Annotated in this window: 26 protein-coding genes; 14 read left to right on the plus strand and 12 right to left on the minus strand. The window is 71.8% G+C overall.

The window, feature by feature from the left end:
* Positions 1-6: 6 nt before the first annotated feature.
* Together BLR04_RS26925 and BLR04_RS26930 are read left to right on the plus strand one after the other, a co-directional pair.
* On the plus strand, positions 7-1,188 hold the full coding sequence (locus BLR04_RS26925; RefSeq protein ID WP_090770370.1) for an NAD(P)-binding domain-containing protein: 1,182 nt from the start codon (positions 7-9) through the stop codon (positions 1,186-1,188).
* Between the two features lie 46 nt (positions 1,189-1,234).
* Positions 1,235-2,419, plus strand: a complete 1,185-nt coding sequence (locus tag BLR04_RS26930; RefSeq protein ID WP_143022220.1) for a GEVED domain-containing protein — start codon at positions 1,235-1,237, stop codon at positions 2,417-2,419.
* 39 nt (positions 2,420-2,458) lie between these two features.
* On the opposite strand, the gene BLR04_RS26935 is transcribed toward BLR04_RS26930, so the two are convergent.
* The gene (locus tag BLR04_RS26935; protein WP_090770375.1) at positions 2,459-3,490 is read right to left on the minus strand and encodes an acetamidase/formamidase family protein; all 1,032 of its coding nucleotides are present in this window, start codon (positions 3,488-3,490) and stop codon (positions 2,459-2,461) included.
* A 277-nt stretch (positions 3,491-3,767) separates the two neighbouring features.
* On the opposite strand from BLR04_RS26935, the gene BLR04_RS26940 reads away from it, so the two are divergent.
* Entirely contained in the window at positions 3,768-5,261 is a 1,494-nt protein-coding gene (locus BLR04_RS26940) for a CehA/McbA family metallohydrolase domain-containing protein (protein ID WP_090770377.1), read from the plus strand.
* A 39-nt stretch (positions 5,262-5,300) separates the two neighbouring features.
* Here the strand turns inward: BLR04_RS26940 and BLR04_RS26945 are convergent, their stop codons facing one another.
* From BLR04_RS26945 to BLR04_RS41965, 4 genes are all read right to left on the minus strand, one after another.
* The gene (locus BLR04_RS26945) at positions 5,301-6,206 is read right to left on the minus strand and encodes a cation diffusion facilitator family transporter (RefSeq protein ID WP_090770380.1); all 906 of its coding nucleotides are present in this window, start codon (positions 6,204-6,206) and stop codon (positions 5,301-5,303) included.
* Entirely contained in the window at positions 6,206-6,619 is a 414-nt protein-coding gene (locus tag BLR04_RS26950; protein ID WP_090770382.1) for an ArsR/SmtB family transcription factor, read from the minus strand. The genes BLR04_RS26945 and BLR04_RS26950 overlap by 1 nt, the downstream gene beginning before the upstream one ends.
* 292 nt (positions 6,620-6,911) lie before the next feature.
* Positions 6,912-7,283 (minus strand): hypothetical protein, encoded by a 372-nt coding sequence (locus BLR04_RS26955; RefSeq protein ID WP_090770384.1) that lies wholly within the window; start codon positions 7,281-7,283, stop codon positions 6,912-6,914.
* 333 nt (positions 7,284-7,616) lie between these two features.
* Complete coding sequence (locus BLR04_RS41965; RefSeq protein WP_245740568.1) at positions 7,617-8,021, minus strand: hypothetical protein; 405 nt, start codon at positions 8,019-8,021, stop codon at positions 7,617-7,619.
* 84 nt (positions 8,022-8,105) lie between these two features.
* On the opposite strand from BLR04_RS41965, the gene BLR04_RS26965 reads away from it, so the two are divergent.
* From BLR04_RS26965 to BLR04_RS26980, 4 genes are all read left to right on the plus strand, one after another.
* Positions 8,106-9,344 (plus strand): winged helix DNA-binding domain-containing protein, encoded by a 1,239-nt coding sequence (locus tag BLR04_RS26965; protein WP_090770386.1) that lies wholly within the window; start codon positions 8,106-8,108, stop codon positions 9,342-9,344.
* A 120-nt stretch (positions 9,345-9,464) separates the two neighbouring features.
* A complete protein-coding gene (locus BLR04_RS39945) occupies positions 9,465-9,929 on the plus strand; it encodes a hypothetical protein (protein ID WP_143022221.1) in 465 nt (154 codons plus the stop codon).
* 446 nt (positions 9,930-10,375) lie between these two features.
* Positions 10,376-11,095: a two-component system response regulator CseB gene (gene cseB, locus BLR04_RS26975; RefSeq protein WP_090770390.1), complete on the plus strand. Its 720-nt coding sequence runs from the start codon at positions 10,376-10,378 to the stop codon at positions 11,093-11,095.
* Positions 11,092-12,339: a sensor histidine kinase gene (locus tag BLR04_RS26980; protein WP_218129182.1), complete on the plus strand. Its 1,248-nt coding sequence runs from the start codon at positions 11,092-11,094 to the stop codon at positions 12,337-12,339. The genes cseB and BLR04_RS26980 overlap by 4 nt, the downstream gene beginning before the upstream one ends.
* Here the strand turns inward: BLR04_RS26980 and BLR04_RS26985 are convergent.
* Together BLR04_RS26985 and BLR04_RS26990 are read right to left on the minus strand one after the other, a co-directional pair.
* Positions 12,323-13,198 carry a D-alanyl-D-alanine carboxypeptidase family protein gene (locus BLR04_RS26985; RefSeq protein WP_090770395.1) on the minus strand — a complete coding sequence of 292 codons (876 nt, stop codon included), beginning with the start codon at positions 13,196-13,198 and terminating at the stop codon, positions 12,323-12,325. The two genes, BLR04_RS26980 and BLR04_RS26985, sit on opposite strands and share 17 nt — an antisense overlap.
* A 128-nt stretch (positions 13,199-13,326) precedes the next feature.
* A complete protein-coding gene (locus tag BLR04_RS26990) occupies positions 13,327-14,160 on the minus strand; it encodes an alpha/beta fold hydrolase (protein WP_218129183.1) in 834 nt (277 codons plus the stop codon).
* A gap of 96 nt (positions 14,161-14,256) precedes the next feature.
* On the opposite strand from BLR04_RS26990, the gene BLR04_RS26995 reads away from it, so the two are divergent.
* The 4 genes from BLR04_RS26995 to BLR04_RS27010 all read left to right on the plus strand — a co-directional run bounded on the left by BLR04_RS26995 (position 14,257) and on the right by BLR04_RS27010 (position 16,550).
* Positions 14,257-14,712 carry a MarR family winged helix-turn-helix transcriptional regulator gene (locus BLR04_RS26995; RefSeq protein ID WP_176903303.1) on the plus strand — a complete coding sequence of 152 codons (456 nt, stop codon included), beginning with the start codon at positions 14,257-14,259 and terminating at the stop codon, positions 14,710-14,712.
* A 20-nt stretch (positions 14,713-14,732) separates the two neighbouring features.
* The gene (locus BLR04_RS27000) at positions 14,733-15,719 is read left to right on the plus strand and encodes a phosphotransferase family protein (protein WP_090770397.1); all 987 of its coding nucleotides are present in this window, start codon (positions 14,733-14,735) and stop codon (positions 15,717-15,719) included.
* A gap of 66 nt (positions 15,720-15,785) precedes the next feature.
* Positions 15,786-16,067: a metal-sensitive transcriptional regulator gene (locus BLR04_RS27005; protein WP_090770400.1), complete on the plus strand. Its 282-nt coding sequence runs from the start codon at positions 15,786-15,788 to the stop codon at positions 16,065-16,067.
* A 15-nt stretch (positions 16,068-16,082) separates the two neighbouring features.
* A complete protein-coding gene (locus BLR04_RS27010; RefSeq protein ID WP_090770402.1) occupies positions 16,083-16,550 on the plus strand; it encodes a DUF4396 domain-containing protein in 468 nt (155 codons plus the stop codon).
* A gap of 14 nt (positions 16,551-16,564) precedes the next feature.
* Here the strand turns inward: BLR04_RS27010 and BLR04_RS27015 are convergent, their stop codons facing one another.
* Positions 16,565-17,266, minus strand: a complete 702-nt coding sequence (locus BLR04_RS27015; protein ID WP_090770404.1) for an SDR family oxidoreductase — start codon at positions 17,264-17,266, stop codon at positions 16,565-16,567.
* An 89-nt stretch (positions 17,267-17,355) separates the two neighbouring features.
* Between BLR04_RS27015 and BLR04_RS27020 the strand changes: the two genes are divergently transcribed.
* Positions 17,356-17,931: a TetR/AcrR family transcriptional regulator gene (locus BLR04_RS27020; protein ID WP_090770406.1), complete on the plus strand. Its 576-nt coding sequence runs from the start codon at positions 17,356-17,358 to the stop codon at positions 17,929-17,931.
* Here BLR04_RS27020 and BLR04_RS27025 read toward each other — a convergent pair whose 3' ends face one another.
* The 3 genes from BLR04_RS27025 to BLR04_RS27035 form a co-directional block, all read right to left on the minus strand.
* The gene (locus tag BLR04_RS27025; protein WP_143022222.1) at positions 17,932-18,609 is read right to left on the minus strand and encodes a sigma-70 family RNA polymerase sigma factor family protein; all 678 of its coding nucleotides are present in this window, start codon (positions 18,607-18,609) and stop codon (positions 17,932-17,934) included.
* Positions 18,610-18,744: 135 nt separating this feature from the next.
* Complete coding sequence (locus tag BLR04_RS27030) at positions 18,745-19,668, minus strand: RNA polymerase sigma-70 factor (RefSeq protein ID WP_245740570.1); 924 nt, start codon at positions 19,666-19,668, stop codon at positions 18,745-18,747.
* The gene (locus tag BLR04_RS27035) at positions 19,665-19,895 is read right to left on the minus strand and encodes a hypothetical protein (protein WP_143022223.1); all 231 of its coding nucleotides are present in this window, start codon (positions 19,893-19,895) and stop codon (positions 19,665-19,667) included. Before BLR04_RS27035 ends, BLR04_RS27030 begins: the two co-directional genes overlap by 4 nt.
* Positions 19,896-20,117: 222 nt before the next feature.
* Here BLR04_RS27035 and BLR04_RS27040 point away from each other — a divergent pair, with 222 nt between their 5' ends.
* Positions 20,118-21,032 (plus strand): RNA polymerase sigma-70 factor, encoded by a 915-nt coding sequence (locus BLR04_RS27040; protein ID WP_090770483.1) that lies wholly within the window; start codon positions 20,118-20,120, stop codon positions 21,030-21,032.
* Here BLR04_RS27040 and BLR04_RS27045 read toward each other — a convergent pair.
* A complete protein-coding gene (locus BLR04_RS27045) occupies positions 21,001-22,164 on the minus strand; it encodes a low temperature requirement protein A (RefSeq protein WP_090770412.1) in 1,164 nt (387 codons plus the stop codon). The genes BLR04_RS27040 and BLR04_RS27045 overlap by 32 nt on opposite strands.
* Before the next feature lie 423 nt (positions 22,165-22,587).
* Here BLR04_RS27045 and BLR04_RS39950 point away from each other — a divergent pair, with 423 nt between their 5' ends.
* Positions 22,588-23,310: a sensor histidine kinase gene (locus tag BLR04_RS39950; RefSeq protein ID WP_218129185.1), complete on the plus strand. Its 723-nt coding sequence runs from the start codon at positions 22,588-22,590 to the stop codon at positions 23,308-23,310.
* Positions 23,311-23,336: the final 26 nt, after the last annotated feature.

Here is a 23,336-nt window from a genome sequence, read left to right on the forward strand (position 1 = left end):
GGAAAGTTGCGTATCCCGATCATCGACGTCGCGATCGTCGGCGCCGGTCCTTACGGGTTGTCCGTGGCCGCCCATGCCTTGCACGCCGGGCTGGAGGCACGGGTCTTCGGCATTCCGATGCGGGCGTGGGAGAACCACATGCCGCGCGGGATGCTGCTGAAGTCCGAGCCGGACGCGTCGCACCTCGCCGACCCCGAGCGGCGGCACGGGCTCGACGCCTACCACCCGTACGGGTACGGCGATCCGGTGCCGGTGGAGCGGTTCGTCGACTACGGCAGGTGGTTCCACGCGCGGGCGGTCGGCGCGGCGCTGGAGGAGTCGGAGGTGGCGTCCGTCGGCGTCGAGGGCGGGTCGTTCGCGCTCACCCTCACCTCGGGCGAGCAGCTGCTGGCCAGGACCGTCGTCCTCGCCGTGGGGTTCCTGCCGTTCGCGCACCGGCCGGCCGCCCTGGAGGGGCTGCCGCCCGAGGCCGTCACGCACAGCTCCGACCACCACGACGTCGGCCGGTTCTCGGGCCGGCACGTGACCGTGATCGGGGCCGGTCAGGCGGCGCTGGAGACCGCGACGCTGCTGGCGGAGGCGGGGGCCCAGGTCCGGGTCGTGGCGAGGACGGCCGCGCTGGCGTGGAACGACACACCTGACGGGCGTCCCTCCGTGGCGTCCCGCCTGCTCGCGCCGCGCTCGGGGCTCGGACGTGGCTGGCGTTCGCTGGCCTGGGCCCGGGTGCCGGGCGCGTTCCGGCACCTGCCGCGCGGCGTCCGCGACCATGTGGTGCACACCGCGCTCGGCCCCGCGGGCTCGTGGTGGCTGCGGGACCGCTTCGAGGCGGCCGTCTCGGTGACGCTCGGCAGCGCGCTCGCCGCCGCCGAGCTGCACGACGGGGTGCGGCTGCGGCTGCGGGACCGGTCCGGCGCGGAGACCACGCTCGACACCGAACACGTGATCGCCGCGACCGGCTACCGGGTGGACGTCGGCAGGCTCCGCGTCCTCGACGACGGCCTGCGGCGGGCCGTGGCGGCGGCGGGCCCGACGCCGCGGCTCGGCCCCGCCTTCGAGACGTCCGTCGCGGGGCTGCACCTGGTGGGGCTGGCCGCCGCCGCGACCTTCGGGCCGGCCATGAGGTTCGTGTACGGCTGCGACTACGCGGCCCGGCGGGTGACGCAGGGGCTCGTACGCCATCTGCGCTGACGGTTCGCTCTGTATTGCAACACATCAGTAATCGGGGGCATCAAGCATGAAATTTCGTAGAACGTTGGTCTGCTCGACCCTGGCCTTCGCCCTGACCTGCGTCCAGGCGGCGCACGCCGACGACACGCCGTCGTCCCTCTTCACCAACTCGGCGGCGACGGCCATGGGCCGCACCCCGTCGGGCGTGAAGGTGATCGTGCGCAAGACGATGATCGGCAAGACCCGGGTGACCTCCGCCAAGGCGACGCCGGCCGACCCCTCGGCGCCCGACGACGAGTACCTCATCCCCGCCAACGCCAAGGCGACGGCCGGGTTCGTCGACCTCTACGAGGGCTTCGCCACCAAGACGGACGCGTGGACCGACGTGGCCGAGCTCACGTTCGTCTTCTCCAGGCCCGTACGCGACCCGCACCTGCACATCTTCGGCACGGGCGGCTCGTCGGGCACCTCCACCCGCAACCGCGACGACTACTGGGCCGGGGTCCAGCTGGTCGGCGGATCGCCGGGCCGGCCGTCCTTCAGCAAGGCGGCGGGCTTCCCCGGGTACATGGTGACGGCCGACTCGATCAGGCCGCAGCGGGTGTACTCCGCGCCGTCCACGACCTGCGGGGTCGTCTACACCTGCGGCACGGTCACGGTGTCGGGCACGCTCACCCGGTTCACGATCCGGCTGCGGGCGCGGGACGTACGCCAGGGCAACGGCGCGACGACGCCGCAGATGTGGGCCGCGTTCAAGCTGTCGCTGACCGAGGACGCCTCCGACGCGCCCACCTCGTACGGGGCCGCCGCCCACGCGATCAGCGACTCCTACCTGGGCCGTACCGTGACCGCCGACCACGGCGCCACCGTCAGCATGGCGCCGCGCGCGCTGGCCACCGACTCGGACGTCGACGACGCGGTGGACGCCACCAGGACGCAGCTCACCCGCGACGAGGGCGGCTACACGCTGGACGTGCCCGTGACGTCCAGGTCCGACTCGAGCGTCACCGGCTGGATCGACTTCGACCGCGACGGCCGTTTCGACCCCAACGAGCGGGCCAGGACGTCGGTGGCCGCGGGCGAGACGGTCGCGACCCTGCGATGGGTCACGCCGCGGCCGATCGGCAGTGGCCCCACGTGGCTGCGGCTCCGGCTCACCGCCGACGACGACCCCGCCGCGTCGCCGACCGGTTGGGCGGACACCGGCGAGGTCGAGGACCACCTGATCCGGCTCGACCACGAGCTTCCCTGACCCGCCGCACGCCGGCCCGCTCCCCGCGGGCCGGCTGCCTCAGCCTCGCGCCGTCGTCAGCGACTTGGGCACGTACGCGACGACGGCCTTGTTGCCGTCGACCGCCTCGGCCACGACGAAGTCGACGGCGATGCTGCACAGCGCGTACGCGTCGGCGACCGTGAGCGCGCCGCCGGTGGCCTCCACCAGGTGGCCCACCGCCTCCTTGACGGCGATCTCCAGCGCGACGTCGAGATCGGCGTCGATGCCCATGCACCACACGTACGTGTCGCTCTCCGCGCGCGGCCACCGGAGGGTGAGGTCCTTGCGCACGGTGAAGCGGGCCGTGAACGTCAGCGAGTGCTCGACGGCCGTCTGGTTGACCTCGCCGTGGCCCTGCGCGCCGTGCGTGTCGCCGACGTAGAACATCCCGCCCGGCTGGAACACCGGCAGGTAGAGCGTCGTCCCGGCGACGAGGTCGCGGAAGTCGATGTTGCCGCCCCAGCGGTCGGGCGGGTTGGCGGAGACGAAGCCGGCCGACGTGGGCGGCGCGACCGCCATGATCCCCGCGAACGGCTTGAACGGGATCTGGATGCCGTGCCCGAAGTCGTAGTGGCTGCCGGACTCGTCCAGGCGCAGCAGGCGGACCGAGGCGGTGTCGAGCAGGTCGCCGCAGACGCCGCTGCCGGGGCCGCTGCTGTTGACGCCGTACGGGACGCGCGGTGACAGGTCGATGATGTCGATCTGCAGGACGTCGCCCGGCTCGGCCCCCCTCACCTCGACCGGGCCCGTGATGACGTGGCCGCTGGAGCCCGCCGGGCGTGGGTTCTTCGCGATCTCGGCGAGCTCGGGCAGCACCTCGCCGGCGGGCACGCCGAGCCGCTCGAAGTAGGCGACCGGCCCCTCAGGTGAGGGGACGCCGAACTGGTTGACGGCGTCGACCGTGACGACCGTGCCGGAGTCCACGCTCAGCACCGGCGCCCGGTCGGTCGGGAAGTACCCCCAGATCGCGGTGTCGCGGGTGGTGGGGAGGACGACGGCGTCGGTCGCGGACGGCTGGGGCGGGGTCACGGACGGCTCGGCGGATCTCACGTTGGTGGGCCTCCAACAGCAGATGCATCACGATATTTCACCGTTTATACCGCGCCCCCTACAGCCGCCCTCGGTATGGTCCCGTCCCGGCTTCGGGACTCGCCTTCAAGACGCCTCGGCGGCGCGGGCGCGGGCGACGGGAAACCGGCGCCGGCGGGCGGTCCAGACCTCCGGCAACACACTGTTCTCGATCATCCCGGCCGATCTTCACCCTGTGTTCAAGATTCTCTTGGAGCTTTGTCGCTTGGCACCCCAAACCCAGCAGGAAGGCTTCACCGTGCGAAACAAGAAGGCCGAAGAGAACGAGCTCTCCGGGCTTTCGCGGCGCAGGCTGGTCAAGTACGCCGGCGTCGGCGCCACCCTGGCCGCGGCCGCTCCCCTGGTCGGCGGCACCCCCGCCCAGGCCGACGACGAGCGCAAGTTCGGCAACGGCGGCAACAACGGACGCATGTGGCGCGCGGGCGACCACCACATCCACTCCGAGTACAGCGGCGAGTTCGACACCAAGACCAACCCCCCGACCTTCCACAAGGGGGCGGACGCGGTCTACCCGATCGTCACCAACGCGATCATGGCGAAGTACTTCGGCCTGACCTGGGCCATGTGCACCGACCACGGTGGCCCCACCCACTCCAAGGTCAACCTGGAGCAGGCCTACCCCGACCTGCTGCGCTCGCGCGTGCTGGTGCCGGAGGTCCTGCAGTTCTGGGGCATGGAGCTCGACGCCCCGGCCCTGGACCACCACACGCTGATGATCCCCCACCACGCCGACGAGGCCAAGCAGCTGTTCGAGCTGGAGAGCCGCTTCGCCAAGTACGACGCCTTCCCGACCGACCCCGCCCGTGACACCGAGGCGAAGATGGTCGAGTTCCTGAAGACCGCCCGCGACATGCGGCAGAAGCCGCTGGTCATCGCGCACCACGCCTCGCGCTCGGCGACAGGCCTCGGCGTCTGGGGCCAGGACACCCCGCGCGAGTTCCGCAACGGCAACAACGCGGCCCCCGACATCTACGTCGGCTTCGAGGGCGCGCCCGGCCACCAGGCCGGCCCGCTCAACGGCGGCGCCCGCGGCGGCTACGGCAACCACCCCACCTACGGCGGCTTCGACCAGATGACCGCCATGGTCGGCGGCCTGTGGGACTCCCTCCTGGGCGAGGGCCGGCACTGGTGGATCACCGCCACCTCCGACTCGCACGTGCACTGGACGCGCGGCGGCTCCGACTTCTGGCCCGGCGAGTACAGCAAGACCTACGTGGCCGCGCGGCAGGACTACGGCGACATCATGGACGCCCTGCGCAACGGCCGGATCTTCGTCACCACCGGTGACCTGATCACCGCGCTCGACGTCACCGCGAGCAGCCAGGGCCGCAAGGCCACGGTGAGCGAGACGCTGCAGGTCAACAGCCGTAACCGCAACGACGTCGAGGTGGAGATCCGCTTCCGTCCGCTGGACGGCGAGAACGCCAACGGCGACCGCCCTGAGGTGCGGCGCGTCGACCTGATCGTCGGCCAGGTCACCGGTGTGAGCGCCGACCTCGACGCCGCCACCAACCCGACCACCAAGGTCGTGGCGCGCTTCGGCCCCCGCGACTGGCGTCGTCAGGGCGACGACTACGTCATCAAGCACACCCTGCGCGACGTCGGCCAGGACAGCTACCTGCGGGTCCGTGGCACCAGCACCGACGAGATGGAGCCGCAGGCCGACGGCAAGGAGAGCCCGTGGGAGGACCTGTGGTTCTACTCGAACCCGGTCTTCATCCGCGTCCGCTAGGACGCTGATCGGGGCGGTCCCCTGGACCGCCCCGGCCCTTCACCAGCCGAGCTCGTCGCACCCCTGGTGGTCGGCGGGCTCGACCTGCAAGGTCGCGTGGGCGATGTCGTGCCGCCGCCTCAGCACCTCGCGGGCCTCGTCGAGGACGGCGTGGTTCTCGCCCATGTCGGCGGTGACGAGGTGGGCGGTGGCGACGTTCATGCCGGAGGTGAGCGTCCACAGGTGCAGGTCGTGGACGTCGCGGACGCCCTTGATGGCGGCCAGGTCGGCGGCCACGGCGGTGGCGTCCACCCCCTCGGGCACGTGCTGGCCCAGCACCGCGAACACCTGACGGCCGAGTGCGACGGCGCGTACGGCGACGAAGACGCCGATGGCGAGGGCGATGACGGTGTCCCAGACGGCCGAGCCGGTGGTCGCCACCAGCCAGCCGGCCACGATGACGCCGACCGACCCGGCCGTGTCGGCGACGACCTCCAGGTAGGCGCCCCTGACGTTGAGGCTCTCCCCGGCGCCGGCGCGCAGCAGGAGCAGGGCGACGAGGTTGACGGCCAGGCCGATGGCGCCGACCACGAGCATCGGACCCGAGGAAACCTCCGCCGGGCCGCCGATGCGGCCGATGGCCTCGGTCACCACGTACAGGGCGACGACCAGCATCGTGATCACGGCCAGCAGCGAGGCGAACACCTCGGCCCGGTAGGAGCCGTAGCTGCGCCGGCCGGTGGTGTCGGGGCGGGTGGCGATGCGGGTGGCGACCAGCGCCGCGCCCAGCGTGACGACGTCGGCGGCCATGTGGCCGGCGTCCGACAGCAGCGCGAGCGAGCCGGCGATCAGCCCGTACACGAGCTCCACCACGAAGAACGCGCCGATCAGCACGAACGAGACGGCCAGCCGCCAGCGGTGCCTCGTCCCGGCGTGCCCGTGCCCGTGTCCGTGACCCGCGCCCATCAGGGGGCTCCCTCGCGTTCCGGGTGCATGGCCTCGGTGTGCTCGGTGTGGGCGAGAGCCAGGTCGAGCAGCATGCGCACGTGCGGGTCCTCGAGCCGGTAGTAGGCCATCCGGCCCGAGCGGCGGGCCGCGACGATGCGGTGCGCGCGCAGGAGCCGCAGCGCGTGCGAGACGGCCGACTCGCTCTGCCCGGTCACCGCGGCGAGGTCGCACACGCACAGCTCACCGTCGAGGAGGGCGACCAGCAGGCGGAGCCGGTTGGGGTCGGACAGCAGGCCGAAGACGTCGGCGGTGTCGGCCAGGTCGCCGGCCGCCGGCATGCGCTCGCAGACGGCCGCGACCCGGTCGGCGTCGACCACCTTCGCCGTGCACCGGTCCATGGCCAACACCCGGTCGTCTGAAGAACTCTTCATATGACAAGGTATGAGGCAATCGGGCCGCCCTGTCAAGACCTGAGCTACCCGCCCGCGCCCTTCCGGTCCACACGTGCCCCTCCCCACGCCCTCTCTGCGCGCCCCCGCCCACGCACCTTCTCGGGGCGGCGCCGAGTTCGGACGTCCGTCACATGACGAAGCTGCCGCGGACACGAGGTCCGCGACAGCTCCGCCGGTGCTTGCCGGCGCCTTACTGCTTCACCGTGACGATGCGGGCACTGCACACCCGGCACCGATCGCGGCCTCAGCGGCCGGCCCGTGCACGACCCGTTCAGTCGACGAGGTCGCCCATGTTGTTCTGCAGACCAGCATCGTCCGCAAGCGTGGTGGCGCCGGTCATGGAGGGCGTCGGGCCCCACCAGCGCGGGAAGTGGTGGTGGCGCGGGAAGTGACGGTGCCTGCGCTCCTCTCGGTTGAAGTTGTCGTTGTAGTTGTCGACGACGGCGTCAACGTTGTCGTGCCGCCAGGAGCGCCTCGACCGCGGCGGGAGGAGAACCGGCTTCTCGCGCCGGATCTGCTTCACCACCCTGACGGGCCTGGGCGCCGGAGCGGCCTTGGCCGGCTTCGGCGGCGGACCGCCGGCCTCGACGGCCGGGAAGCCTGCGCTCGCCCCGGCCACTGCCTGGCCGACGGGAATGAACATGACACCGGCGACCGCGCCGGTAAGGACTAGTGCCGCGAGCCGCCCGTGGCGAAGCGACCGCGACCGCCGACTTTCAGTATTCACGTGCTCTTCCGTTCGTGGGTAGACCTGCTCGAAATCCCGGTATCCGCTATTTCGCGATTACCAGACGAGATCAGACATACCCATACGGATCTTCTCAGTTAACTCTTCAAGCCCAAACGGCCCGTCAAAACCAAAAGGGGTACTTCGACCACTATTTGACGTTTAAGCATGGGCGATTGGGGCGCTGACTTTCTCGTAATTCATCCATCTATGTCCGTATTTAATCGATATGTCGCTCTATCGGCGGTCCTACTTGTCCGTCGAGAGCTTCCGCACAGCGGCTCGGCGAGCGCCCGGGTGAGACTGGCGTCGATGTCCGCGATGCCGGTGGAGCCGTCCTCTGCCAGGCCGACGGCGAGCGCCACTGCCACGGCCACGGCCTCGTTCGTCGTCGTCGAGCAGCAGCGGGGGCATCTTCGCGCCCTGGCCGAGCCGGTACCCGCCCACCGGGCCGCGCTCGGCGTGCACGGCCTGGCGCGAGGTGCTGTCCGCCTCGTACCGGGCGCTGGAGAGCAGCGTCGCGGGTGGGCGCGACGGCCAGTGGGACGCCTCCGCCCCGTGCTCGGAGTGGATGGTCACCCAGGTGACCCAGCACGCCGCGGGCGACCAGCTCGCGTACGGAAGATGCTCGGCGCCGGGAGCGTTGACGGTCACCTCGTTCTTGATCCTCTGTCGGTGGGGCCTCGTACGCTGAGGTCCTGTCGGAAATCCCGGCGGCCGAACCGAAGGGCCTCGTCCATGGAGCTCACTCGCCGGCAGGCGCTCGATCTGCGGATGTCCAGCCTGTTGCTCCTGGCGTCGTCCCACCGGGCGGCCAGTGTGGCCGAGGTGGTCACCTGGCTGGGGGCCATGCAGGCGCAAGACCTGGCCAGCGGGCTGTGGTCGTTCGGCGTGCGGCTGCCCGGGCACACCGCCGCCGACGTCACCGCCGCGCTGGAGCGGCGCGAGGCTGTGCGTACGTGGCCGATGCGCGGCACCATCCACTTCGTCCCCGCCCGCGACGCCCGCTGGATGCTCGACCTGATGGCCGTACGGATGCTGAAGGGCGCCGCGCGGGCGCGCGAGCGGCTCGGCCTCTCGGACGAGACCGTCGCCGCGGCCATGGACGCGCTCGGCACGGCCCTGGCCGGCGGCGGGCGGCTGAGCCGGTCGGATTGCCTGGCCGTGCTCGCCCGCAAGGGCATCGACGCGGGCGGCTCGCGCGGCTACCACCTGCTGTGCCACGCCGCCCAGCGGGGCTTGGTGTGCATCGCGCCCAACCTCGGCAACGAGCAGAGCTTCGTGCTGCTGGACGAGTGGGTCCCCGACCCGCACCGGCCGGAGCGCGACGAGGCGCTCGGCATCATCGCCCTGCGCTTCTTCCGGGGCCGGGGGCCGACCACCCGGCACGACTTCGCGGGCTGGACCGGCCTGACCGCCGCCGACGCCAAACGCGGCATCGCCGTAGCCGGCGACGCCCTGACCCGCGTAACCGTCGACGGCCTCGAAACCTACCTGGCCTCCGACCTCCTCGACACCACCCCACCGGACACCGCCTCAGCGGACACCGCGGCCCTGGGCACCGCGCCATCGGACGATGCGCTCCTGGACACCGCATCACCGTGCGACGCCTTACCCGGCGCTGTGCCACCGGGCAACGCCCCCGTCACCACCACCGCCCCGGCCCCGGTTGGCGATGAGCTGCTCGTGCTGCCGGGGTTCGACGAGTACCTGCTGGGTTACAAGGACCGGTCGCTCATGGTCGCCGACGAGCACAAGGCGGCCATCATCCCCGGCGGGAACGGGGTCTTCCAGCCCACCGTGGTGCGCGGCGGGCAGGTCGTGGCCACCTGGAAGCGTGCCGTCTCGAAGAGCAAGGTGAAGATCTCCGTCCGGCCGCTCGTGCCGCTCGGGGGAAGCGACCGGGCGGAGGCCGAGCGGGCGTTCGAGCGTTACGCGCGGTTCCTGGGGCTGATACCGGAGGTGCACTGGCCGTGAACCTCCGGCCGGGTGGCCGCGTACCCAGGGGTGAGATCCGCGACGACACCTGGGCTGAACGTGAAACGTGCACTGCATCGGTTACGACCCATCGCCGCGTGCTGCCTGACCGTCCTCGGTGTGGGCTTGTTCGCCGGTTCGGTCTGGAGCTCCGATCCACCCGCCGCCGGTCACGGCCACGTGAGGACGACCGGCGAGTCGCCCGCCGCGGGTCACGACCACACGCGGACGACGGCGGGCCCGCCCGCCGCCGGTCATGGTCACGCGCCGACGGCTGCCGAGCCGGGGCCATCGGTGGGCATGGAACGCATCGTCGCCGCGGCGGGATGCCCGGATGCCGAGGAACAGGGGCATGCCGCCGACTACCGCCAGGTGGTGTGCCAGTCGCCGAAGGGCCGGTTCACCATCATGACCTTCGACACCCCGGCCGGCCGGGACGCCTGGCTGGACGCGGCCATGCCGTACGGGGGCACGTACCTCGTGGGCGACCGGTGGACCGTCGTCGCCACCCCGGCCCTCCTCGGCGACCTCCACGCCGAACTGGGCGGAGAGATCCGCGACAGCACCCACACCCACGGCTCCTGAGCTGCACCCCACGGACGCGCGACAGCCGGCGATGCGGGGAGATACACCGTCGATACCTCGCCGACACGTGGCTGAGGGGTGAATGGGGCAGCATCGCCGCACCGGGGCGGCGGCATCGCCGCACAGACGATGAAGTGGGGCGGCGGCATCGCCGCACAGACGATGAAGTGGGGCGGCGGCATCGCCGCACCGGGGCGAAGCAGGGCGGCGGCATCGCCGCACAGATGGTGAAGTGGGTGGGGCAGCATCGCCGCACAGAGGGCCAGGTGGGGCGGCGGCATCGCCACACAGAGGGCCAGGTGGGGCGGCGGCATCGCCGCACAGAGGGCGACGTGGGGTGGCGGCATCGCGACACGAGGCGAGTGTTTCGGTGGTGAGGTCGAGCGGGGTAGGCGGTGCATTCGGCACTCGTGGCTAGAATGCCTTTTCATATGATTTGAGGGGATATGTCTGTTTCTGCGGTGACGCTCCCTCCCGTCTCGATCCTGCTCGTCGAGGACGACGAAGTGATCCGCAAGACGGTCGGGATGGCACTCGAACGCTACGGCTACCACGTGAACACGGCAGGCGACGGCCTGACCGCCCTGGAACTGATCCAGGACAAGCGGCACGACCTGCTCGTCCTGGACGTGATGCTGCCCAGCCTCGACGGCATCGGGCTGGCGCGCAAGGTGAGGGAGACGAGCCTGGTGCCCATCCTCATGATGTCCGCGCGCGGCGACTCGCTGGACGTGGTCTCGGGTCTCGAAGCGGGCGCCGACGACTATGTGGTCAAGCCGGTCGACACCTCCGTCCTGGTCGCCAGGATCAGGTCACTGCTGCGCCGGGCCTCGTTCCCCGCGCAGACCGCGGACGCCGAGCCGGCCGCCGCGAAGGACCGGGGCGTGCTCGTCTTCGGCGACCTGACCATCGACCCGGAGGGCCTGGAGGTCTCGCTGGCCGGCCGTCCGGTCGCGCTCGCCCCGACCGAGTTGCGGCTGCTGCTGGAGTTCGCCGCCCATCCGGGGATCGTGCTCGACCGGCAGACCCTGCTCACCGATGTCTGGGACTACGGCTGGGACGGCGACAGCCGCGTCGTCGACCTGTGCGTGCAGCGGCTGCGCAAGAAGATCGGCGCGGACCGCATCGAGACCGTCCGCGGCTTCGGCTACAAGCTGCGCCGGTGAGGGCACGAGCGGCGTACGGGTTGCTGAACTGGCGGTCGCTGCGCTGGAAGATCGCCACGCTGGTGGGCCTCGCCTGCTGCGCGGTCGCGGTGGCCATCGGCGTACTGGTGCACAGCAGCACCTACGACCGCACCATGGAGCTGGGCCGGTCGCGCGCCTTCGAAGCCCTGGCCTCCCTCCCCGAGGACGGCACCCAGGACATCGCGGCGAGCGACCCCGTCCCTTCGGAGCTGCTGCGGCAGCTCGGGGGGCCGGACGCACGCGCCGACCGCGCGGTCTACTGGTTCGACGACCGCCGTCCTGACTATCCGTGGATGTGGGGGGCCACGCGCGTCGGCGGGCGCGAGCTGGTCGTCCAGATGTGGATGGGGGGCGAGATGGCGAGCCTGCGGGCGCTCGACCGGCACATCGTGCTGGCCTCGCTCGGCACACTCGCCGTCATCGTCCCCCTCACCGCGCTGGTCGCCGAGCCGCCCACCCGCCGGCTGCGCCGCGTGGCGCGGACGGCGCGGCGCATCGCCGACGGGGAGCTGGACGCCCGCATCGGCGGCCGGCCGCGCGGCGGCGACGAGATCGACGAGATCTCCCGCGCCGTCGACTCGATGGCGGAAGGGCTGCAGCGGCGGCTCCTCAGCGAGCAACGCTTCACCGCCGACGTCGCGCACGAGCTGCGTACCCCGCTGATGGGCCTGATCACCTCCGCCGAGCTGCTCGCCGAGGGCGAGGCGACCGACCTCGTACGCGACCGCGTGCGAGTGCTGCGCGCCCTGGTCGAGGACCTGCTGGAGATCTCCCGCCTGGACGCGGGCGCCGAGCGGCCCGACCTGCGGCCGGTGCCGCTGGCCGACATCGTCGAGGCGTCCGTCGCCCGTACCGGACTCCTGGTGCGGTTCACCGCCGCCGGCGGCGCCGTCGCCGAGACCGACCCGCGCCGCCTCGACCGGATCCTCGCCAACCTGGTCGTCAACGCCCACCGCCACGGCGTCGCCCCCGTCGACGTCGCCGTGTCCGGCACGACCGTCGTCGTGCGCGACCACGGTCCCGGCTTTCCCGCCGACCTGCTCGCGGAGGGGCCGCAGCGTTTCCGTACGGGAGCGGCGGAACGCGGACACGGTCACGGCCTCGGGCTGACCATCGCCATGGGCCAGGCCCGCGTCATCGGGGCGACGTTCACCCTGTCGAACGCGGCGGACGGCGGCGCGGTCGCCACTCTCGGCCTCCCGCCCGCTACCGATCCGAGCTGAGCAGCCACCGTTCGACCGCCGCGGTCATCCTCCCGCCCGCCGCGAGCGCCGCCTCCTTGCCGGAGACCGGGTCGGTGCCCGCGGCCTGGCCGAGGATCACCCCGAGGACCAGCCGTCCCCGTACGCGGGAGGCCCACATCAGGTTGCCGCCGGCGGCCGTGCCGGAGCCGGTCTTGATGCCGATGACGCCGTGCCTGTCGAGCAGCGTGTTGGTGTTGGCGAACCGCCGGGCGTCGCCGGGGAGCTCGGTGTGGCCCTCCCCCACGACCTCGCGGAACACCGGGTCCCGCATCGCCGTCGAGGCCAGCTTGAGCTGGTCGGTCGCGGTGCTGACGGTGCTGTCCTCATTGCCGCTGGCCCCCGTGTACGTGGTGCCGACCATGCCGAGGCGGCGGGCGGCGGCGTTCATCCGCCTGACGAAGGCCTGCTGCGAGCCGGAGTCCCAGCGGGCGAGCAGACGGGCCACGTTGTTGCCCGACGGCACCAGCATCAGCTCCAGCATGCGGCGCAGCCCGATCCGCTGTCCCTCCCTGACCGGGACGGTGGACTCCTGCGGCGAGTGCGACTCCTCCTCGGCGGTGCGGTCGACGGTGACCAGCGGGCCCGGGTCGGCGGGCCGCAACGGGTGCCGCCGCAGGATCACGTACGCGGTCATCACCTTCGTCACGCTGGCGATGGGCACCGGCTCGCCGTCACCGCTGACGCCGAGGCTGCCGATCCCCTCCACCTCGACCGCCGCCTGGCCCTCGGCCGGCCACGGCAGGAGCACACCGGGCACGTCGGCCCCCGAGACGATCGGTTCGGGCGCGCAGCCGGGCAGCAAGCCCAGCAGAAGGAGGAAGGCCACAGAACTCCGCATGCCGGACAGGGTCTGCCGGCGATGTGTCGCGCAGGCCGTGTCCGCGTACCCGGAGGGGATCAGCCACCCATCGATCGTGCAGCAGTCACCGCTCGCGGCAGGGTGGCACGGCGTTCAGTGGCCGGAGCTCAGTTCGCGAGGGCTGCCCGCAGGGCGGTGGCGTACGCGCGAGGGTGGCTGGTGTTGCCGTTGTGGCCGCCGGGGAACTCCCGCAGCTCCGTGCCGCGCAGCTCGGCCAGGACGGCCGCGCACGTACGGTCGAAGACGGTGTGCGGCGTGGCGCGCCCGACCGCCGGGATGATGCGGGCGGGCGCGTCGCGGAGCGCGGCGATGTCGAGAGTGTCGCGGACGACCGCCGTGAACTCGTGCTCGATGAAGAAGCCGAAGTCGCGCACCCGCTGCGGGGTCATCGGCTGCGGGGTGAGGCCGGGTTCGGCGTCGGGGTCGGCGGGGTCGATGCCGAGGGCATCGGCGATCATCGCGAGAGCGGCCGGCAGACCGTCCGTCCGGTGGACGCGCTGGATCTCCTCCAGTTCCCGCTCGTGGCGGGCGCGCTGGTCGCCGGGGAGCAGTCGCGGGCTCACCGGTTCGTGGGCGACGAGCGTGCCGATCCGCCCCGGGTGGCGGGTGAGCACGTGGAAGCCGATGGAGGCGCCGATGCTGCAGCCGAGCATGAGCGCCGGCTCGTCGGTGAGCTCGGCGAGCAGGCGGTGCACGTCGTCGGCATGCTGGGCGAGCGTCACCGCCTTGGCGGGGTCGTCGAGGGTGCTGCGCGAGAGGCCACGACGGTCGTAGGTCACCACGGTGTAGTCGCCGGCGAGCTGGTCGACCAGGTCAGTGCTGCGCCCGGCGCCCCCCTCGCCGCTCTGCGAGATCAGCAGGATCGGGCCCGCGCCACGGACCTCGTAGTACAGCGTGGCGCCGGGCACGCGCAGCAGTCCGGACGTGTCGGTGATCATCATGAGCTGTCCTCTCGGTTCGGAGCGTCGGAAGGGACCATAATCAATCATTTCTGATATATCAAGCCAGATGCATCAGAAATAATGTATCTTCGGGGCATGAACGGAGTCGAGCTGTTCCTGCTGGGACGGGTGCTGATGAAGATCGGCGAGGAGGCGCTGCCCACCGAGGGCATCGGGCAGCACTCCACCAGCGTCCGTACGGTCCTCATCGTGGCCGGTGACGTGAGCGGACACCCCGGCAGCGCGGTCGGCGAGATCGCCGCGCGGACCGGTCTCCCGCAGAGCGCCGTGTCCGGCGCGGTCGCCCGGCTCCGTGAGACGGGCGCGGTCGTCACCGAACCCGACCCGCGCGACCGCCGCCGGGTCCTCATCCGGCCCGCGCCCGAGGCCTCTCCCCGCGTGGCGGAGATCAGATCGACCTCGATCGACGCCGCGCTGGCCACCGCCCTGGGCACCGACGACCCCGAGCACGTCGACCGGATCGTGGCGCTCCTCGCCGAGCTGGGCCGCCATCTCACCCCGCAGGCGCTCGCCCGGCTGCGGGGACGGTGAGCCTCGTCCAGAATGTCCGGATGGACTTTCAGCCGATCGAACGGCCCGCGGACGCTTTCCAGCAATCGGTGAGCGCGGAGGAACTGCAGGCGGTCTGCCATCGGGTCTTCGGCGCGGGTGGGCGGGTGGTGTCCGCCGTCGAGATGGGGCTCGGGATGTACAACAGCACCTATCGCGTCACGGTCGAGAACCAGGCCCGTCCGGTGATCGTGCGCTTCGCTCCCGAGCCGGACCGCCAGTTCGGCTCCGAGCGGGAGTTCATGCGCAACGAGTACGCCACCGTCCCGTACCTGACGGCGATCGCCCCGCTGATGCCGAAGGTCATCGCGGCCGACTGGTCGCACGAGCTGGTCGGCCGTGACTACCTGGTGCAGACCCTGCTGGACGGCGTCCCCGCGCCCGAGGGGCTGCGCCGCCATCCGCGGCCGACCTGGACGGCCTTCTTCCGGCAGCTCGGAGAGATCACGCGGACGGTCCACTCGGTGCGCGGCCGGGCGTTCGGCCCGGTGGCCGGGCCGGCGTACGAGACCTGGAGCGGGGCCGTGATCGGGACCTTGCGCGACATCGCGGCCGATCTCGACGCGGTGGCGCTCGATGCCGCCGACCTGCGCAAGGCCGAGGCCATCGCCGCCGAGCACCACGCCGTGCTGGACGAGATCACCGAGCCCCGCCTGCTCACCGGCGACCTGTGGACGGTCAACGTCATGGTCGCGGAGGACGCCGACGAGCCGACCGTCACCGGCGTGTTCGACCTCGACCGCACCTCATGGGGCGACCCGGCCGCCGACTGGCCGATCCGGATGGCCGCCGCCAAGCAGGACGAGCGGGTGGCGTTCTGGGAGACGTACGGTGAGCGCGACCTGAGCCCGTCGGCGGCGTGGCGCGCGCGGCTCTACGAGATCCTGCACCTCGGCGCCGTTCGCCTCGAACATCACCGCCTCGCCGACACCTCCGCGATCGCGGGCACCTACGACGCGGTGGCCGCCCTCCTGCCCCGGCTCGCCTAGCGTCCTGACGCGAAATACCTCAGGGGGGTACCGTGTTGCAAGGTACGACCCCTGAGGAGGACGGTCATGACCGGGTACGGCGAGAACAAGCGCGAGCACGCGATGCGCCTGCGGCGTGTCGAGGGGCAGATCCGCGGCCTGCAGCGGATGGTCGAGGAGGACAAGTACTGCATCGACATCCTGACGCAGGTGTCGGCGGCCACCAGCGCGCTGAAGGCGTTCTCGCTGGCGCTGCTCGAGGAGCACCTGGCGCACTGCGTCGCGGAGGCCACGCTCAAGGGCGGCCCCGAGGCGGAGGCCAAGATCAAGGAGGCCTCGGACGCCATCGCCCGGCTGGTCCGTTCCTAGGGCGAGGAGGCCGACATGGGTACCGAGCCGCACGGGCACGCACCCCCCAAGGCGTCATGGGGGACGGCGGCCTCGGCGACGCTGCACTGCCTGACCGGGTGCGCCATCGGCGAGATCCTCGGGCTGGTGATCGCCACCTGGCTCGGCTGGACCGCGGCCCCCTCGATCGCGCTGGCCGTGCTGCTGGCCTTCTTCTTCGGCTACCTGCTGACCCTCGTGCCGCTGCGCCGAAGGGGCCTTGACTGGCGGACGGCGATCAGGCTGGCGCTGGCCGCCGACACCGTGTCGATCATCGTGATGGAGATCGTCGACAACGGCGTGATGCTCGCCGTCCCCGGCGCCATGGACGCCGCCCTGACCTCCGCCCTGTTCTGGGGCGCCCTTGCGCTGTCACTGCTGGTGGCCTTCCTCGTCACCACCCCGATCAACAAGTGGATCATCGGTCGCGGCAAGGGCCACGCGGTGGTCCACCGCTATCACTGACGAGCTTTCAGAACCTACTCGGCCAGTTCGGGGTACAGCGCCGCCAGGTCGGCGGACAGCGCGGCCTTCACCTGGCGGGTGAGGTCGTCGGCGAGCACCTCGTGCGCTCCCGACTCGATGCCGTCGAGCGCGGCGACGGCCACGTCGCGCGGCGGCGTCTTGGGGGCGTCGACGTCCGCCACCATGTCGGTGTCGACGTAGCCCATGTGCAGGCCGGTGACGGCGATGCCGCGCGGACGCAGTTCCAGGCGCAGCGAGTTGGTCGCGGACCACAGGGCCGCCTTCGTGGCGCTGTAGGACGACCCGGTGGTGAACCACGACAGGACCGAGTGGGCGTTGAGGATGTGTCCGCCGCCGTTGCGCTCGATGACCGGCACGAAGGCCCGCGTGACGTGCAGCGGTCCGTAGAAGTTGACCTCGAACTCCTGGCGCACGTCGTCGAGGGTCTCGCCGAAGTAGTCGCCCCTGACCGAGACGCCGGCGTTGTTGATCAGGATCGTGACGTCCTGGGCCTGCTCGGCCGCCGCCGCCACGGAGGCGGGGTCGGTGACCTCCAGGGCGATCGGGACGGCGTCCGGGTGCGTCACCGTGCGCGGGTCGCGGGTGGTGGCGTACACCTTCGCGGCGCCGCGCTCGTAGAGCTCCTCCACCAGAGACTTGCCGATGCCCCGGTTGCCGCCGGTGACGAAGGCCACCGCGCCCTTGATGCTGGTCATGAACGTACCCCTCCATTGGAAACCGATCGGTTTCCAGCACTGTAAACCGATCGGTTTCTAGATCGCAACAGCCGGAGTAATCTGGACGCATGACGGACACGGCCTCCCGCACATCCACCCGCGACCGCCTCCTCGACGCCGCGGCCGAGCTCTTCCACCGCGAGGGCATCGGCGTGGGCGTCGAGGAGCTGTGCCGCGCGGCGGGGGTGTCCAAACGCTCGATGTACCAGCTGTTCGGCAGCAAGGACGAGGTGGTGGCGGCCAGCCTCGACCGCAGGATCCCGGCCACGGCGGCGCATCTGATGCCCGCCGCCGGCGACGGCCGGTCGCCACGGGAGCGGATCCTGTACCCGTTCGAACGCCTGGAGGAGTCGGCGGCCGAGCCCGGCTTTCGCGGATGCCCCTTCGTCAGCACGGCGGTGGAGGTCAAGTCGCCCGAGCACCCGGCGAGCACGGTCGCCCGCAAGGCCAAGAACCAGCTGACCGCGTTCTTCGAGGAGGAGGCCCGACGCGGCGGCGCCACGGACCCTGCGCTCCTGGCACGGCAGCTCACCGTGGTGTTCGACGGCTGCAACGCGCGCGCGGTCGTTCAGGCCCAGGGGCTCGACGGGCTCGCCGTCACCACGGCCGCCGCACTGCTCGACGCCGGCGGCCTGCGCGCGTGATCAGGGACGGTGCCAGTGGCGTAGCTTGTCGGGGTTCAGCATGATCCACACCGCGGTGATCCCGGTGTCGGCGACGCTCATGCCGATCACCGCCACCGCCTGACCCTCCCGGCGGACGACCAGCCCGGCCCTGCCGTTCACCGACTCGACGGCGACGTCGGTGTCCGGCTGACCGGCCAGCATGACGGTGACGAACCGGGCGACCGCCTCGGCGCCGCGTACCGGGCGCACCGCGGCGCGGAGCTTGCCCCCGGCATCGCTGACGACGGTGACCTCACCGTCCAGCACCTCCTTCAGCGCCGCCACGTCGCCTCGCACGCACGCCGCGGCGAACCGGCTCACCACCCGGTGGTGCCGGTCGCGTACGTCGCCCTGCGGCTCGCGCCTGACCGGACGCGGGGCGGCGAGCACGTCAGGGACGGCGCCCCGCGGCGGCCAGGACGGGACGCCGTCGGCGAGCAGTTCCAGGCAGACGATCCCCGCGGTACGCGTCAGCCAGGCCCGCGGCACCGCGATGCCGGCCCGTTCCGCGTCGTCGAGGGCGTACCAGCGGCGATAGGTCTCCTGCACGATCCCGTCGGCGGCCTCCGCCGAACCGGACATCCACACCGCGACCTCGAACAGGCGCCGCCGCTCGTCCAGCATCTCCGCGAGCGTCCCCGCGCTCTCCTCGGTCATGTCCCGCCTCCTTCAGAGCGCGGCTGCGCGTGGCTCAACGTGGTGATCCGCACGTTGTCCCCTTGTCGTCGGGTGTCGCGAGAAAAGACCGGACAGCCGGCCAGGATGTGACGTCCGCCACGGAAGGCGGCCAGGTCAGGCGCTCCTGAGCGACGGCTCGTACGCGCCGAGCTTGTGCGGGTTGCCGATCCACATGACGCGGTGGATGCCCTGCGGCGACGCGTCGATGGTGAGCAGCGCCACCTTCGTACGGCTGTGCCGGATCAGCACCCCAGGGCGGCTGTTCGCCTCCACCCAGGACAGGTCGGCCTCGCTCCAGTTCCGCGGCACCAGCGCCGCGTAGAACCTCGCCACGCGCAGGGGGCCGACCAGCGGGACGCGGGCCGCCCTGCGAACGCCGCCCCCGTCGGAGCTGCTGACGACGTCGGCCGCGAAGAGCTCCTCCAGGGCGGCGACGTTCCCCGTCTGGGCGGCGTCGAGGAAGACCCGCAGCAGCCGCCGGTGCTCGCTCCGGTCGACGGGCTCGCGCCGCTCGGCGGTCAGCCGCCTGCGGGCGCGGCTGACGAGCTGGCGGGCGTTGACCGCGCTGACCCCCAGGATCTCCGCGATGTCCGGGTACGGGTAGACGAACGCCTCCCGCAGCACGTACGCCGCCCGTTCTGTGGGGGAGAGCCTTTCGAGGAGCAGCAGGAAGGCGAGTTCGAGCGCCTCCCCGCGCTCCGCGCCCAGCGCGGGATCGTTGCCGGTGTCGACCGGCTCGGGCAGCCAGGGCCCGACGTAGGACTCGCGCCGCGCGCGGGCGGACTGGGCGACGTTGATGGACAGCCGCGTCGTGACGAGCGACAGGAACGCCTGCGGGTGCTCGACGCCCGCACGGTCGGTGTTCTGCCAGCGCACCCACACCTCCTGGAGGACGTCCTCGGCCTCCGCCACGCTGCCCAGCATCCGGTAGGCGATGCCGAACAGGCGCGGGCGCAGTTCAAGAAAGTCGGACGCCGCCTGGTCGAGGGCGTCCGCCCGGTAGTTCGTGTGCATGGTCCCCCGCACCCGTGTGCTCAAGCTTGTCGATCGTCCGGTATGGAGTCCTCTTCCAGCGCCTCCACCGCGTCCAGCAGGCCCCGCAGCGCGACCTGCTCGCGCTCGGCCTCCGTCGGGTCGAACAGCCAGTCGGTGACCGGCAGCTCGGCCTCCTCCTCCGGACGGCTGGCCTCGACGAGGGAGATCTCCGCCTCGACCTCGATCTTGAGCTCGTACAGGAAGTTGTCCTCGTCGCTCGACGCGTTCATGCGTGACTCCATACGTGGCTTGAGTGAGACGTCCGGTAAGGGGAGCGGGCGGGCGCGGTCCCTGCGCCACCCGGCACCCGCCCGTCCCCGGCTCATACGCAGCTAAGACAGGACGGCTGCCTGGCTTGTGACGGTTTCCGGGCAAAACTTCACGAGGGGTGGCCGGATGATCCACGGCCGGACGGCCGACGTAATGTGGACGACGGAGCGGGGGGCGACGACATGACGGGAACCGTGCCGGCGAGCAGGTCCGGCGAACCTGACGACCTCGAACAGGCCGCCTCGGTGTTCGCGACCGTGCGGCCACGGCTGTTCGGCATCGCGTACCGGATGCTGGGCAGTGTGGCCGAGGCCGAGGACCTCGTCCAGGAGGTCTGGCTGCGCTGGCAGGGCTACGACCGCGCCTCGGTGGACAACCCGGCGGCGTTCCTGGCGACAGTGGCCACGCGGCTCGCGATCAACGCGGCCCAGTCGGCCCGCGTGCGGCGCGAGGTCTACGTCGGCCCCTGGCTGCCCGAGCCGATCGACACCGGGGCCGACCCGTCCATCGGCGCGGAGCGGGGCGAGGCGCTGGAGCTGGCCGTGCTCGTCCTGCTCGAACGGCTCACCCCCACCGAACGGGCCGCGTACGTGCTGCGCAAGGCCTTCGACTACTCCTACCGGGAGATCGCCGACATCATCCAGGTGAAGGAGGCGACCGTACGCCAGCTCGTCAGCCGGGCCCGCAAGCACGTGCTGGCCGGGCGGCGCACGCCCGTGTCGCCGAAGGAACAGCGCAGGCTGCTGACGGCGTTCGTCGCCGCCGCCCGCACGGGCAACCTGGCGGCGCTGGAGGAGCTCTTCGCCGCCGACGTGATGAGCTACTCCGACGGCGGCGGCGTCGTGCGCGCGTCCCGCTTCCCCGTGGCGGGCGCCACCCGGGTGGCCAGGTACGTCAGGGCGTTCGCGAACCGCTTCTGGCCCGGCGTCGAGGTCCGGTACGCGAGCACGAACGCGCAGACCTCCGCCGTGCTGCTGCGCGAGGGAGCGGTGTTCGCGGTCGTCACGATCGACGCCTCCGACCGCGGCATCGAGCGGGTCATGTGGATGATGAACCCGGACAAGATCACCGCGGTTCCGGCGCCGTCCCGACCGTGACGGCCACCAGCAGGACGCACGCGGCCGCGATCACCGCGACCACGCCCGCCACGCCGACCCACGGCGTGGCGAGCGGCGCCGCCGCGACGGCGGCGACGCAGCCCGCGAGCGCGGCGGGACGGATCACCGGCCGGACCACGATCAGCCGGTGCACCGTCCACAGCAGGACGAGGAACACCGCCACCGGGACGGCGACCGCGTAACCGGCCACCTGCGGCGCGCCGGCGAGCGCGTGCCCGCTCCGCTCGACCGCGACCTCCAGACCGGCCCCGAGCGCCGCCAGGGCGGCGAAGACGCCGTAGTGGACGTACCCCCACGCGTAGGAGCGGTGGCGGCGCTCCCTGAGCCCGTCACCCGCCTCGACCAGGAAATACAGCCACCACAACGCGAACAGCAGCACGAGCCCGGAGACGGCGACGACGACGAACGGGCTGCTGAGCTCCGCCACGTCGAGCGCGGCCCGCACCCCCCGGCTCGCGGCGAGGACACCCTCACCGAGCAGGATGATCGCGAACAGGCCGTAGCGTTCTGCGATGTGGTGCGGATGCCAGGTCGTGGGCCCGCTCCGTTCCGCCCACCGCGGCACCGCGAGTTCCAGCACGATCAGGCAGAGGAAGAACGGCAGCTGCCACGACTCGGGCAGCGCGCCGGAGTCCGCGAGCACCTGCCGGAGCAGCCAGCCGGCCTCGGCGACGGCGATGCCGCCGGCATAGCGCAACGCGGTACGGCGGCCCGCCCGGTGCTCGACGCCGGCCCGTACCCACTGGGCGATGAGCCCTGCCCGCATGACGAGGTAGCCGAGCGTCACACCGGCGTAGTCGGAGTGGTCGGCGGCGGCCGACGCCCCGACCGCGATGACGAGGGCCCCGCCCATCTGCAGCATCGTCAGCAGCCGGTAGGCGACGTCGTCGGTGTCGTACGACGAGGCAAACCAGGTGAAGTTCATCCACGCCCACCAGATCGCGAAGAAGACCTGGAGGAAAGGGACCAGCCCGGCCAGGGCGTGACCGGCCGCGACGCTGTGCGCGAGCCGGTCCGTGACGGCCGCGATCGCCACCACGAAGGTGAGGTCGAACAGCAGCTCCAGCTGGCTCGACGCGCGATGGGGCTCGTCAAGGGGCCGTGCGTTCATCCGTACCCGGATGCGGCCGGGGGTTCGGGCTGCCGGCAAGGCGTGCTCCTGTCGCTGCGCGAGTCGTCCGGCAGGCAAGGACAGGACAGCGTTCCCGTGTGTGACAGCACACGGCTGTCACAGCTCGGCGAGCTGCGCTGTCTTAGCTGGTGACCGGGTGGTGAAGCCGCCCGAGGACACGAACATCTGGGAGTTCGTGAGACGACCCTGATCGGGTCAGCGCCGTGATGAATCCGCCGTGCGGAGGCCCGCCGCCTCGCCCGCACGACGGCTCCCCCGCGCTCGATGCCGAGCGCCAGGCGCCATCACACACGCATGCATGGAACGGAAGGAATTTGTGTTGTGACGCCATGCCCAACACCCAGAATCGACCGCGACGCCCCCTCGCCGGCCACCAAAGGCCCGGCCGCGCCGACGATCCAGATGGTCACCAAGCTGCAGCGCGAGCTGCAGAAGAAACAGCGTTTCGCCTCCGACGCCTCGCACGAGCTGCGCACGGCGGTCGCGGGGCTGCGCGCGGAGCTGGAGGAGGCGAGCCTCCATCCTGACCAGACCGACCTCGGCGACCTGCTCGGCAGCGCGCTGCGGGACGTCGACCGGCTGGACGCCATCATCACCGACCTGCGGGTCCTCGCCGAGATGGAGTCCGGCCTGCCGTGCCGGCCGCAGCGGATCGACCTGGCCGACCTCGTCCGCGAGGAGACCTCACGCAGGACGGACGGCATCGCGGTCGGGCTCCGGCTGGAGCGGGGGGTGACCGTCGAGGCTGTCCCGATCCGGATCAGCCGCCTGCTCACCAACCTGCTGGACAACGCCCAGCGGCACGCCAGGCACCTGGTCGAGATCGTGGTGACCAGCGACGGCGACAGCGCCGAGCTGACCGTCTCCGACGACGGCGACGGCATCGCGGAGGAGGAGCGGGACCTCGTCTTCCAGCGCTTCACCCGGCTGAAGGCCGCCCGCCTGCTCGACGGCGCGGGCACCGGCCTGGGCCTGGCCATCGCCCGCGACATCGCCCACGCCCATGTCGGCAGCCTGCACGTCAGGGACGCGGAGGCCGGCGGCGCGTGCTTCGTGCTGCGCCTGCCGCTCGCGGGCCCGATCGCCCCGGCGAGCCGCTGCGCGAGCACCGTCCTTGATCCATGAGCTCACCGAGCGGAAGAACGAGGGGA

The sequence above is a fragment of the Nonomuraea maritima genome, assembly GCF_900100395.1.
Taxonomy (GTDB): Bacteria; Actinomycetota; Actinomycetes; order Streptosporangiales; family Streptosporangiaceae; genus Nonomuraea; species Nonomuraea maritima.

Coding starts and splice junctions, on each gene's coding strand:
- BLR04_RS26965 (WP_090770386.1), top strand. CDS start 8,106: ATGGAGCTCACTCGCCGGCAGGCGCTCGATCTGCGGATGTCCAGCCTG.
- BLR04_RS39950 (WP_218129185.1), top strand. CDS start 22,588: ATGGTCACCAAGCTGCAGCGCGAGCTGCAGAAGAAACAGCGTTTCGCC.
- BLR04_RS26945 (WP_090770380.1), bottom strand. CDS start 6,206: ATGGGCGCGGGTCACGGACACGGGCACGGGCACGCCGGGACGAGGCAC.
- BLR04_RS26930 (WP_143022220.1), top strand. CDS start 1,235: ATGAAATTTCGTAGAACGTTGGTCTGCTCGACCCTGGCCTTCGCCCTG.
- BLR04_RS26985 (WP_090770395.1), bottom strand. CDS start 13,198: ATGCGGAGTTCTGTGGCCTTCCTCCTTCTGCTGGGCTTGCTGCCCGGC.
- BLR04_RS26950 (WP_090770382.1), bottom strand. CDS start 6,619: ATGAAGAGTTCTTCAGACGACCGGGTGTTGGCCATGGACCGGTGCACG.
- BLR04_RS27015 (WP_090770404.1), bottom strand. CDS start 17,266: ATGACCAGCATCAAGGGCGCGGTGGCCTTCGTCACCGGCGGCAACCGG.
- BLR04_RS26995 (WP_176903303.1), top strand. CDS start 14,257: ATGAACGGAGTCGAGCTGTTCCTGCTGGGACGGGTGCTGATGAAGATC.
- BLR04_RS27035 (WP_143022223.1), bottom strand. CDS start 19,895: ATGAACGCGTCGAGCGACGAGGACAACTTCCTGTACGAGCTCAAGATC.
- BLR04_RS27000 (WP_090770397.1), top strand. CDS start 14,733: ATGGACTTTCAGCCGATCGAACGGCCCGCGGACGCTTTCCAGCAATCG.
- BLR04_RS27010 (WP_090770402.1), top strand. CDS start 16,083: ATGGGTACCGAGCCGCACGGGCACGCACCCCCCAAGGCGTCATGGGGG.
- BLR04_RS27025 (WP_143022222.1), bottom strand. CDS start 18,609: ATGACCGAGGAGAGCGCGGGGACGCTCGCGGAGATGCTGGACGAGCGG.
- BLR04_RS26990 (WP_218129183.1), bottom strand. CDS start 14,160: ATGATGATCACCGACACGTCCGGACTGCTGCGCGTGCCCGGCGCCACG.
- BLR04_RS26955 (WP_090770384.1), bottom strand. CDS start 7,283: ATGTTCATTCCCGTCGGCCAGGCAGTGGCCGGGGCGAGCGCAGGCTTC.
- BLR04_RS27005 (WP_090770400.1), top strand. CDS start 15,786: ATGACCGGGTACGGCGAGAACAAGCGCGAGCACGCGATGCGCCTGCGG.
- BLR04_RS27020 (WP_090770406.1), top strand. CDS start 17,356: ATGACGGACACGGCCTCCCGCACATCCACCCGCGACCGCCTCCTCGAC.
- BLR04_RS27040 (WP_090770483.1), top strand. CDS start 20,118: ATGACGGGAACCGTGCCGGCGAGCAGGTCCGGCGAACCTGACGACCTC.
- BLR04_RS27045 (WP_090770412.1), bottom strand. CDS start 22,164: ATGAACGCACGGCCCCTTGACGAGCCCCATCGCGCGTCGAGCCAGCTG.
- cseB (WP_090770390.1), top strand. CDS start 10,376: ATGTCTGTTTCTGCGGTGACGCTCCCTCCCGTCTCGATCCTGCTCGTC.